Annotated in this window: 7 protein-coding genes and 1 tRNA gene; 7 read left to right on the top strand and 1 reads right to left on the bottom strand. The window is 47.5% G+C overall.

Translation table 11 applies throughout. The annotated features are described in order from the left end of the window. Positions 1 to 52: 52 nt before the first annotated feature. A complete protein-coding gene (locus HN413_15360; protein ID MBT3391775.1) occupies positions 53 to 832 on the bottom strand; it encodes a hypothetical protein in 780 nt (259 codons plus the stop codon). Positions 833 to 1051: 219 nt separating this feature from the next. Here HN413_15360 and HN413_15355 point away from each other — a divergent pair, with 219 nt between their 5' ends. The 7 genes from HN413_15355 to HN413_15325 form a co-directional block, all read left to right on the top strand. After that, entirely contained in the window at positions 1052 to 1573 is a 522-nt protein-coding gene (locus HN413_15355) for a flavin reductase family protein (GenBank protein MBT3391774.1), read from the top strand. Positions 1574 to 1648: 75 nt separating this feature from the next. Further along, a tRNA-Gly gene (locus HN413_15350) sits at positions 1649 to 1720 on the top strand. A 313-nt stretch (positions 1721 to 2033) separates the two neighbouring features. Further along, on the top strand, positions 2034 to 2411 hold the full coding sequence (locus tag HN413_15345) for a response regulator (GenBank protein MBT3391773.1): 378 nt from the start codon (positions 2034 to 2036) through the stop codon (positions 2409 to 2411). A gap of 2 nt (positions 2412 to 2413) precedes the next feature. Continuing rightward, positions 2414 to 2875 carry a response regulator gene (locus HN413_15340; protein ID MBT3391772.1) on the top strand — a complete coding sequence of 154 codons (462 nt, stop codon included), beginning with the start codon at positions 2414 to 2416 and terminating at the stop codon, positions 2873 to 2875. A 200-nt stretch (positions 2876 to 3075) separates the two neighbouring features. Further along, positions 3076 to 5958, top strand: a complete 2883-nt coding sequence (locus tag HN413_15335; protein MBT3391771.1) for a GAF domain-containing protein — start codon at positions 3076 to 3078, stop codon at positions 5956 to 5958. After that, entirely contained in the window at positions 5955 to 7598 is a 1644-nt protein-coding gene (locus tag HN413_15330; protein ID MBT3391770.1) for a GAF domain-containing protein, read from the top strand. Before HN413_15335 ends, HN413_15330 begins: the two co-directional genes overlap by 4 nt. After that, a partial coding sequence (locus tag HN413_15325; protein MBT3391769.1) for a GAF domain-containing protein occupies positions 7595 to 9801 on the top strand: 2207 nt, incomplete at its 3' end. The genes HN413_15330 and HN413_15325, both read left to right, overlap by 4 nt.

Here is a 9801-nt window from a genome sequence, read left to right as displayed (position 1 = left end):
GGCACGAAACGCCCGACTCACTCTTTTGTAGCATGTTTTGCGCAAATATAATTTATTGCGTCTGTGCATAGCGATCTAAATTGCGTACAACCGACTGAGCAACATCCAGCATATATTCAGGGGTGATATCGACATCCAGACCGCGGCCCAATATCCAAACCAGGGTATTGCGATAAGTGAAAGCAATTTCATAGGTTAAGGTGGTCAACTGAGAAGCGGCGTCAAATTTTTCCGTATAGTAGAAGATACACTGATCGCCAAGATTGCAACCACCATCCACCCATTTGAATTCACGACCATCATTATAAAGCGGATACCATGTTTCGCTCAACGCGGCCTGAGCGCCCTCAGCCGTTTCAAAAAGCTCAATTGTGTTTTCAATCGTGTAGGGCGCAAAAGCGTCTTTCTTGACCCGCTCCAGAGAAATCTTCCAACCGTTGACTCGCCCCGTAGCAACAATATATTGCTTGGCCTCTATCTCGCCCATGATATTGATCAGCGCACTCGTAGCCAGGGTACTTTCGCCACCCGGTGGCAGGCGATATTCATCGGGCAAATCTTCGTTTCGGATGACCAGTTGGGCCAGGCGTTCTTCAGTATGGTCTACATCAAAAATCTCGGCAACTGCGTCCACAGGTTCCGCCTCGGTTTGTGTATCCTGCTCGGGGCTGGCTGGAGCTTCCGCTGCTTCGCTAGAATCCGCTTCATTTTCAGGAACAACTTCCGCCGCTTCTGACGGCACATCTCCCGCATCATTCGACGGGAATGAACACGCACCGAGGAGAAGTCCAGCCACAATAACAATTAACAAAGTTATATTTATATTTTTCATTTGAAGAGCCTCCAATATCCATAGTCTGCCATCTGGCAGCTGCGCCTATGCTATCTCAGCGAACGAAGGCCAAGAATAGCAAAAAAGTACCTGAAAGCCTTACAGAACTGCAAGGGGAAAGGCCTGGCTTTGATAATTCCAAGAATGTACCCAAGCAGGGTTGTTGTGTGCGCTATAATGGCTCCAGTTTCGAATTGCAGAATCAGCAGGAGCGATGCCATGCCCGCACAATTAGCCGAAAGCGATCAGTTTAATTCTCTGTTTTTTCCGCAACAAGTATTAATATTGAGTGTTCTCGACAATATGATGCCGATGGGTTATTGGACGGTAATCTCAAAAGAACCTTTTCGATTTTTGATCTGCATGCAAAAGGGCAACTACTCGTATGAATTGTTGAGAAAATACCAAGAAGCCGTGCTGCACTTCATGCCGTGGTCTGAGCGGGAGCGCGTGGTCAAAGCCGGGAATATCAGCGGGAGATACCAGAACAAAGCGGAGATGCTGGGCTTTACGCTCGAGCCTGCCAAAAACCTGGCGCACACAAAAGTTATTCAGGGCGCAGATAATTATTATGAAACTGTGCTTTTTCAAGAGCTTGAGGGGTTATCGCATGAATTTGGGCTTTTTGTTTTGGATGTGATAGCTTCTCACGGGAAAATACTACCGATAAAACGAAAACCGATTTTTTATCTGAGTGGCAAAGATTTTGCCACAATAGAAATGCCTGTAAAAATCCGATAGTTCTTTTTATGGACGCTGTTATCGCATCCTTCCTTGACAGTCATCCTGCGGAAGAATATAATCCTGGAAATACCAGCGGGTGTCGCCAAGTGGTAAGGCAGTAGCTTCCCAAGCTACCATTCGACGGTTCGAATCCGTTCACCCGCTCTATCTTCCAAAGAGTTATCTGTGTCTATACAGATAGCTCTTTTTATTTGCTGCCAACTCCTCGGAATATTGTCTGATCCGAAGATTCGCTTTCCGAGTTGGTGATGCCCCCATCTTATCAATACGCAGGATCCTTCGAGTATAATTCCTTCACCTGTAGATATCTAATCCTTTCAGCACTGTAATCCAGTAGTACTAATAATCAGTAGTACTTTAATGGTAGAATCACGAACATAATTCCAAAAATAGGATCGTAGCTACCCATTGTGAAAATGCCTGTTTCAAGTGGCAAAAAAAACCAAAACTACACCCCATGTCACAAGACCCTTGTATTCTTTACGTAGAAGATAATATTGCTAACCGTTTGCTGGTTCGGCGTGTTTTAGAAGCTTCGGGTTATGCAGTTATTGAAGCTGAAAATGCCCAAAATGCTTTTGAGCGTATCGCTGCAAATACGCCTGATTTAATCCTAATGGATATTAATATGCCCGATATTGATGGTTATACGCTCACCAGGAAACTTAAACAAATGCCCTCCATCAAAAATGTACCCATCATCGCGCTAACAGCAAATGTCATGAAAGGCGATCGAGAACGCACAATTGAAGCTGGCTGTGATGGTTATATTCAAAAGCCTATTGATGTTGATATGCTCCCTGAACAAATCGCCCGCTATTTGCGAGAGGCATAATAATGAATCAGAATAATACTTCTTCGACACCAGAACAACTTGATGCAGCTCTCAGCACGAAAGCAATTCCCAAAGGTGCTACAGTGCTGGTTGTTGAGGATAATGTCTCAAATTTTGTGCTCATTGCCCGCATGTTAGGGTATATGGGCATCCACTGTGAATGGAAAACATCGGGGTATGAAGTTGTAGAATATGCAGATACGCTACCGCGCCTGGATCTAATTCTATTGGATATTCGATTGCCGTACGAAGATGGCTATAGCGCGCTCAAAAAAATCAAAGCATCTGCCAGTTTAAGAAATACTCCGGTAATTGCCGTTACCGCAGAAGCCAGTGTCAAACAAATGAATAAAGCCCGCAAATCAAATTTTGATGGCTTCATTGGTAAACCGCTTGATCCAGATCGATTCCCGGAACAAATTCGCCGCATTCTGACAGGAGATCCTGTTTGGGAGTATGAATAATTTTCGCGAGGTATCCACATCCTATAATTACAGGTAACAGATATTTAAGGTGGGATTGCTGTAACAACTAAGAAAAAGGGTGTGCGGGTGCACAATCCCCATACTCTATTCTGGTCATATCTTCTTGGAAACTGACCAAGCCGAGAGTTTATTCAACCGTATTAGCATTTTGTTAGCAATGTCAAATAGAGGAGTTCGGCATGTCACAAGCTATTCCTGCAGTACAGCGTCAATTTCGCGGGAAGTTAGCGCGCACAATGCTCTGGATTTTGTTGCCCTTATCCGTACTTCCTTTATTAATACTCGGATGGGCAGCCTATCTGCAAGCACGCAATACTGTCACTTCGCAAATTGAAACTACCCTGCAGAGCGCTGAACAACATCAAACAGAACAACTTGATATTTGGATTACAGACCGGGAGCACGGTCTGACGAGTTTCCCTTTACAGATTGCTGTGACCAATGCCATCCAAACACTCAACAAGGCTGAGGATCTGACTCAAGCCGAGTATTCCGCTGCACGCGCTACGATTTTAGGCAGCCTGGCCTATGTCAACCAGCAGCAACAACTTTTCAACCAATTTTTAGTCGTTTCGCTAGAAGGTGAGGTATTAATTGCTTCACGATCTGAAGTAGAAGGGGCGGTTTTATCAGATTTCCCTTATTACGACGATTTTTCTGAAGAGCAACTTTCTCTCCTTGTCAACGCTCCTGAACCCTTTTCAGACAAGATCGCAGTAATCTCAACCGCGCCATTTTATGATAACAATGGCAATTTACTGGCAATACTATGGGGGATTACCGAGCATACCCTCATCGAAGAGTTCCTTACTGAAATTAATTTCCTGAATTCCCGAATTTATTTTGTTACCAATCGCGGTGAATTTTTACGAATAGGCGATACCGCAAATACAGATATGCCTACAACCATTATTCAACCCAGCGAAGAACAAGCCGAGTTGTTTTTGAATCCGCGCCCCACTACAGTGCAAAATGTCGTGGAATTAGAATCGAATGATGGTGTTGCTGTATTGGCTGCCTACTCTCCTGTAGACAGGCTCAAAGCAGGGTTTATCAGCGAACTGCCATCGGCAACAACGCAAGCTCAACTCAATGCGCTAATTCCATTTTTTGTGGGGTTACTTGTCATTATTGTTTTGGTAAGCATCGGATTAAACTGGCTTAGTACACGCCAGATTATCCAACCATTGCTCGATCTAGCGATGACCGCCCGCCATTTCGCAGATGGTGACTGGCAAAAACGTGCCATTATCGATCGAAACGATGAAATTGGGCTGTTGGCTCATTCATTCAACCAGATGGCCGATGAACTCTCCACACTGTATCGCTCGCTCGAAACACAGGTAGCCACTCGCACGCAACAAATTCGCACAGCCGCAGAGGTAGCCCAATTTGCAACCTCATCCACCAGCCAGGATGAACTACTCCAGAAAACTGTTCAACTGATTGTAGAGCGATTTAACTTCGATTATTCGGCCATTTTCTTGCTGGATGAGTTCAAGGAATATGCTGTTCTGCAAAAAGCATATAGTGTCGAATCGCAATTCGAAGTCAAACGCGAACACAATCATCTCCCCGTAGGAACAGGCTCTATCGTCGGCATGGTTGCCTCCAGTAACCGGCCATATGTAGCTGCCGACATCGCCAATGATCCTTACTATCTTCCCGTGACAGAATTACCACTCACGCGCTCCGAGGCAGTTATCCCTATGAGTATTGGCGATCAGGTATTGGGTGTGCTGGATGTACAGAGCAACAAAATCAACGCCTTCGAAGCTGATAGTGTGACGACACTACAAACACTAGCCCACCAAATTGCGTCGGCGCTGCAAAATATCAGCTTGCTCGAAAATACACGCGTCGATTTACAAGCCACTTTCGCCCTGTATCAGGCCAGTCATAGGATTGCCGAATCCAATACCACACAAGAAGTACTGAATGCGCTCACGGATACGATACAACATACCCCCTTTATTTCAGCGCTGCTCGAAGTCACAGCAAATGGGTTGCAAACGCTGGCAATGACAGATCCCATTCGTGGCGAGAAACCCAGCCAACTACCCTTTATCCCGCTATCGCGCCAAGAATTAGCATCTTCTTTCACTACTTCCGCTGCCATCCGTATAGATGGCCGGCATAGCGAGACAGCCTTGCCGCACGAACTCATAGATATGCCGCAACAACTGGGCTGTGAAGCATTTCAGATATATCCCATCATGCCAGAGGGAACCCTGAGCGCCCTCCTGATCTTGGGGGCCACAGATGCAGAACGTTTTACAGCAGCTGCACTAGAACCCTATTCCAGCCTGGTAGATATTACCAGAACCGCTCTAGAGAAAGTGCAGGCGCTCGCCAACCTTCAGGAACGCCTGATTGAACTGGAAACGCTCGGCACGGTAGGACAATCTATCTCGGCAGAAACCAATCTCAATGCTTTGTATGAGATCATCCACCAACAAATTCTCCAAGTGATGGGCGATGTCAATTTCCTCATTGCGATCTATTCGCCAGAAAACGATACACTTTCGGTTCCGTATATGGACGAAGGTGGGGAAATTACATCGGTGGCGCCATTCCCACTGGGACAAGGGCTTACTTCAATCGTTATCCGTTCTTGTCAGCCACTGATGATCGTAGAAAATACGATTGAACGCAGCCGGGCATTGGGCGCCATTGTAACCGAAGGCGGCGAAGCTAAATCATGGTTGGGCGTACCACTGCTGATCGGCAACGAACCGATCGGCGCAATTGTTGTTCAAGATCTCGAAACTGAGTATCGCTTCGACGATGACGACCTGCGCTTGCTGCTTACATTGGCTTCTCAGGTTGCAATTGCAATTCGCAATGCCCATCTAATGGAAAATACTGAGCGAACAGCCCAGCAAGATCGCCAACTTTTGGAAATCACGGGAAAAATTCGGCACTCTCCAGATATTCAAGGCATTCTGAAAACAACGGCTCAAGAAATCGGCTTGCGGGTGGGTGTCAGGCGCGCTCATATTCAAATTAAGGTGGATCCGATACCACCACCGGCAATCTCTGAAGAGGAACGCACTACATGAGTTCAATTGTGAATCGTTTCTTTGGCAATCAAACTTCGCGAGCAGGCACCGATGATCTCCAGTATTGGCGCCAGCGCATCTTGAACACGCTGCTGGTGGCTGCGTCAATTCTCGGTGGGGTTGTTTATATCTACAATCTGACCGCGTCGGATGTCGGTTCAAACATCATCTCCATCATCACATACTCGCTCATCTATCTTTGGGCGCTGAGCGTCACAATTTTCCGCAGATTGCCTTATTGGGTACGCGCAGGTTCTTTTCTTATGGCACTGTATGGAGCCGGGCTCATCTCTGCCCTTCAATATGCATCGATTGGCGATGTGCGCATCTGGTGGACGGGGGTCACAATTCTGGCCGGGATATTCTTCGGCACACGCATTGGTACGTTGATTGCCGTCATCAGCACGACGAACTATCTCGCTCTGGGTTGGTTCATGAACAAGAGTATTATCCCTGTTCCGGTGCTAACCGCTCACATTGATGCAGCAGATCTCTTTCCCTGGATTTCAACCAGCATTCCCTATTTTCTCGTCAATCTTTTAGCGGTTATTTCCTTTGGGGTCCTGCTAAATAGCCTGCAATCCAGCTTGCAAAAAGCGACTGAATTAACAACCGAACTCGAACAAGACCGGGTGAAATTGCAGCACGGCACAGCCCAACTTGAACGACGCGAGATTCAAATCAGCACCGCGGCTGAAATTTCGCGTGCAATTAGCGCTGAACTCGATACTGCAAAAATCTTCTCTCAAATTGTTGAGTTGGCAAAAGAACGCTTTGGGCTATATTATGTCGGCGTATTTATGCTCGACAGGAACCAACAATATGCAGTTCTACGTGCGGGCAGTGGGGAGGCTGGTAAGCGAATGCTCGCAGCGGGACACAAACTCCCTATCGGCGGCACCTCGATGATTGGTTGGTGCATTGCGAATCGGCAGGCGCGTATTGACCTGGACGTTGGCGATGATGCAGTTCACTTCCAAAACCCGCATCTACCATCCACTCGCTCGGAACTGGCCCTGCCGATTATCCGCGAAGGCCGCGCGCTTGGGGCGCTGACCGTACAATCTGTGCGCCAAGAAGCCTTCGATGAAAACGACATCACCGTACTGCAAGGTATCGCTGATAGTTTGGCATCGGCTATTTACAACGCAAGTCTGTTCAATCAATTGCAAGAAAGCCTGGACGAAATTCGCGCGCTGCACCGTCAATACCTGTCCAGAGGGTGGGAAGATGTAGCCCAACGCGAAAGCGCGTTGGATTTCACCTTCGAAAACCCAGATGCAGCCACACCCGGTGCATCAGCAGCCCATACTACGACTATACCCCTTTTGCTACGCGGCCAGAGCATTGGCTCAATTATCGTAGAGCATGAACAAACTGCGCTCTCAGCGGAAGACAAGAAATTTATTGATAGCATTACCGCACAGGCTGCTCTGGCGCTCGAAAACGCGCGTCTGGTGCAGCAAACCGAGCGCAGCGCACAGTATAACCGCTCAGTTGCTGAAATTACCAGCAAAGTGTGGTCTTCAACCAATGTAGATACAATTCTACGCACTGCGTTGCAGGAACTTGGGAAGACCCTGGGCGCATCCGATGGAGTAATTGAGCTTTATGTGCCCGAAACGGAAACGCACCCATGACCCTTGAAAGTCAAGCATCTCCGCCTGTTTCAATCAGAGAAAGGTTCCCCCGGCGCATTCGCCGCATCTTTCTTGGTGTTGTTATTCCGCTTGTTTTGCTGCCCATCCTGATTATTGGTGGAAGCGTGATTGTGCGAGCGCGTTTATTGCTCATCGAACAAATTAACGCTCAATTGAATGCCAATGCCCAAATCATGGCTTCTGAAATCGAGGGTTGGATCAATGCCGCACAAATCAGGCTGGATGCATCGGTAAGGCAGCAAACTTTGAGCGACAACCTGGGTGGGCTGCTCTCTATGGGGCAACACCGTGATGATTCTTTCGCCGCGATCCGTGAGGCTATATTCACCGAATTAATTGAATTCAATGCCAAACGCGGCGATGTTATTTTTAGCGAGTATTTTGTGATCGACGCGAACGGGAATATTCTCATCGCCACGGAAGATGAGTGGGAGGGCCGCGCTCTTACTGTTGGCACCGCAGCCATTTTCACAGGCGATCAAGCCAATATTTATATTGAATATGCGCCCGAACCTTTCTATGAAGATCAGGTGATGATCTTTGTACACGTACCCTACCAGGGAGCAGATAACCTTCGGGGGCACATTGTTGGGGTGCTGAGCCATCGTCAACTGTTGGATACGCTTGAATTCGGCCTTCAACTCCAACCCTTATCCCGTAGCTATTTCATCACTGGGGGTGAGAATTTCTTCCAGCTTGATATTGCCAAAAAAGAATTGCAGTTTTTTGAGCCAGCCATCTCACAAAGCCAAACATTTATTCCCCTGCAAACAGAATACAGTTATTCGCAGCCTCAGAGTAACAATTTCAATACATCGCTGCATTCTTTCAATGAAATCCGTTCGTTGGCAAGTTTTATCTGGCTGCCGAAATTGGGGGCAGGATTTGTGTTTGAGGTGCCACAGATTGTTGCTTTCCAGCAATTTGAATCACTGACGCCATTTATGTTCTATTTACTGGTCTTTTTTGTGCTATCCAGCATCCTGATTGCTGTCCTGGCGGCCAACTGGTTGCCAAGACCGATTATCAAGCTTACCGAGATAACTCGCCAATTTGCCCGCGGGAATTGGGATGTGCGTATGCCAGAAACTCGCCGGGACGAAATCGGTCTGCTGGCGTTCACTTTCAACGAAATGGCAAAACAGTTATCTGATTTGTATCACACGCTCAGAAAACAGGTTGAAGACCAAACCCTGGAACTTCAAAAACGCAGCTCTCAATTTGAAGCCACCGCAAAAGTCGCCCGCGATATTGCCGCACTACAAGACCTGAATACGATTCTGGATAATGTCACCCAATTAATTTCAGCACATTTTGGGTTCTACCATGCCGGTATCTTCTTGCTGGACGAGGAAAAGCGTTTTGCGGTATTGTTAGCAGCCAACAGTCCCGGCGGGCAGCGAATGCTCGCCCGCGGGCACCGCCTAGCAGTTGGGCAAACCGGCGTTGTAGGCCGCGTTGCCGAGACTGGCGAAGCGCGGATTGCCCTGGACGTCGGCGCAGATCGCGACTATTTTGACAACCCAGACCTGCCTGAAACACACTCCGAGATGGCCCTGCCCCTGATCGTTCAGGATGAAATTATCGGGGTTATGGATGTACAGTCCAAAGTAGTTAGCGCCTTTACCCCTGAAGATACCGAAGTGCTTCAAATCATGGCCGATCAGATTGCGTTGGCAATCGCAAATGCGCGCCTTCATGAAGAAAGCGCGCAAACTATTCAGGAACTGCAAACACTCTATAGCACCCAACTGAGTGAATCCTGGCGCACCCTGCTGGGAGATCAGGCAAAGGCGTATCAATTCGATCGTATTCGTGTAAGGCCTGCCACTCCAGAGCAATATCACGGTATGGGCGAACCCATATTCAACCATCTCCAGGTTGTTGTAAGTGATAATGGGGATAGTATTTTACACCTGCCAATTGCATTGCGCGGGCAATTCCTGGGCAAAATTTCATTACGAAGAAAGCACGATGAGCCTGACTGGTCTGCAGAAGATATTCTACTGGCAGAAGAAGCCATTGCTCAGGTTTCAGTGGCGCTTGAAAACGCCCGCTTGTTGGCAGAATCACAACGCCGGGCCGCACAAGAAGAATTGCTCAGTCAAACTTCTGCACGTTTCAATCAATCACTATGTTTGCACTTTAAGAAAAGAGTGGGCATGATCTACCGAAACCGGGA

It is taken from the genome of Chloroflexota bacterium, from assembly GCA_018648225.1.
Classification (GTDB): domain Bacteria; phylum Chloroflexota; class Anaerolineae; order Anaerolineales; family UBA11858; genus NIOZ-UU35.
Note: the sequence above shows the minus strand (reverse complement) of the source record. Positions and strands in the feature narration are given on the sequence as shown.

Excerpts from the sequence above, each read along its gene's own strand:
- HN413_15360 (MBT3391775.1), bottom strand. The coding sequence starts at position 832 with ATGAAAAATATAAATATAACTTTGTTAATTGTTATTGTGGCTGGACTT.
- HN413_15330 (MBT3391770.1), top strand. The coding sequence starts at position 5,955 with ATGAGTTCAATTGTGAATCGTTTCTTTGGCAATCAAACTTCGCGAGCA.
- HN413_15335 (MBT3391771.1), top strand. The coding sequence starts at position 3,076 with ATGTCACAAGCTATTCCTGCAGTACAGCGTCAATTTCGCGGGAAGTTA.
- HN413_15355 (MBT3391774.1), top strand. The coding sequence starts at position 1,052 with ATGCCCGCACAATTAGCCGAAAGCGATCAGTTTAATTCTCTGTTTTTT.
- HN413_15340 (MBT3391772.1), top strand. The coding sequence starts at position 2,414 with ATGAATCAGAATAATACTTCTTCGACACCAGAACAACTTGATGCAGCT.
- HN413_15345 (MBT3391773.1), top strand. The coding sequence starts at position 2,034 with ATGTCACAAGACCCTTGTATTCTTTACGTAGAAGATAATATTGCTAAC.